The organism is Streptomyces sp. RP5T (assembly GCF_003933965.1).
Taxonomy (GTDB): Bacteria; Actinomycetota; Actinomycetes; order Streptomycetales; family Streptomycetaceae; genus Streptomyces.
Map to the genome: position 1 here is coordinate 1 of NZ_RSAJ01001004.1, position 1717 is coordinate 1717.

1 pseudogene is annotated in these 1717 nt (G+C 74.5%); it reads right to left on the minus strand.

The window, feature by feature from the left end:
• Positions 1-139 precede the first annotated feature (139 nt).
• Positions 140-1717, minus strand: a pseudogene (locus EHS43_RS43935) (hypothetical protein); the annotation flags it as partial.

The following is a 1717-nucleotide window of genomic DNA, read 5'->3' on the forward strand; positions in this document are numbered from 1 at the left end:
GGCGGGCAGTGTCGGCCGTCCGGAGTGCCGCATGACAGATGTCATGCCGGACGGCACCGACGCCCGCAGCGCCGGCAGCAACGTGACCCCGACCGCCCGTGCCGCCGCCCCGGCCGACGCGTCCGTCGGCCGCGACCGGTCAGCTCGGGTTCGTGTCGATGACCCCGATGCGCTCGGCCGCCGTCTTGCCGCGCAGCGCCTTGCGCAGGGCGGAGGCCACGTCCTCGGGCAGCACGTCGCGCTTGCCGCTCGCGCCGTTGATCTGCACGCCCGCGAAGGTGGTGCCGTACGCCTCCTTGAGCGCTTCGAGGTCGTACGTCTCCACGAGCTTGCCGTCGACCGCCTTGAAGCCGAGGATCTTCGGCAGGGACAGCGAGCCGAACTTGATGCTGTGCGCCGCGTCGGTCTGGATGGTGACGACCTCGGACATCGCGGGCTCCGCGAACTCCTTCATCACCCGGTCCACCTCGGCGTTGGAGACCGTCGGCTCCTTGGTGGTCGTCGGCAGCGTCACCTGGCCGGCGGTGCCGGTCTCCACCTGGGTGCGGTACGCCTCCTCGACCGCGGCGGTCGACCTGGCGACGTCGATGCCCTTGCCGGCCTTGCCGTACACGGCGACGGCCTTGCCGTTCTGGAACTTGATCGTGCCGTCGGTCGCCGAGCCGGCGCCGCCCGAGGCGTCCTCCAGGGCCGCCTGGAGCTTCTCCTCGTCGACCGGCATGACCGGGTCGACGACCCGGTGGTTGCCGAACAGGGAGCCGATGACGGAGACCGGGTTGTAGTCGCTCTTGGCTGCCGCGGCGACCGTGGCCTGCTCGTCGAGCTGGAGTCCGGCCTGGTCGGGCTTGAGGGAGACGGTGTCGCCGCCGACCGACAGCTTCAGCGCCTGGTTCACCCGGCCGCCGAGGGAGTCGTCGAGCTTCTTGACGGCGTCGTCGCGGGTGCCGCCGCCGATGTCCACGCCGAGCACGGTGGTGCCCTTGGGCACGTCGGAGCGGTTCATCAGCAGACCGGCGCCGTAGGCACCGACGCCGAGGAGGACGACGGTGCCGCCGACCATCGCCAGTTTGCTGCGGCCCTTCTTTTTCTTCTTCGACGCGGCGGCCGGGGCCTGCTGCGCCGGGGTGTCGGGCAGCTTCGGGGGCGTGCGGCCGTCGGTGGACTGGCCGAAGGGGGCGTTCTGGGCGCCCGACGGCACGACCGGCATACCGCTGGTGACGGTGTGCCCGGAGACGTTGTCCGGGACGCCGTAGCCGGGGGCGCCCGGTTCAGGGGCCGGCTTCTGCGGGGTGAGGATCGCGGTGTCGTCGCTGAGGCCGCCACCCGAACCGAGACCGGCACCGGGAGCACCGCCGGGGGCGGGCGCGCCGGGGCCGCCCGGACGGCCGAGGGCGCCGGGGCCGCCCTGCGCGGACGGACCGGGCTGACCCGGCCGGCCGCCGGAGATCCCGGGGCCGCCCAGGGGTCCGCCGGGGCCGCCCTGACCACCGAAGGTGTCGGGGCCGTTGAAGGACTCGCCGCCGAAGGGCTCGGCCCTGGCGAAGGGGTCGGGTCCGGCCGGCGGCACGACCGGGCCGTCGCCGGTGACCGGGCCGCCCGTCGGGCCCGCGGGCCCCTGGGAGCCGCCCGGGCCACCGGGGCCCTGGGGGCCGCCGAAGCCGCCGCCGTAGTCGATCTGGCCGCCCTGCGCGCCCTGGCCGCCGTAGTCGATCTGGCC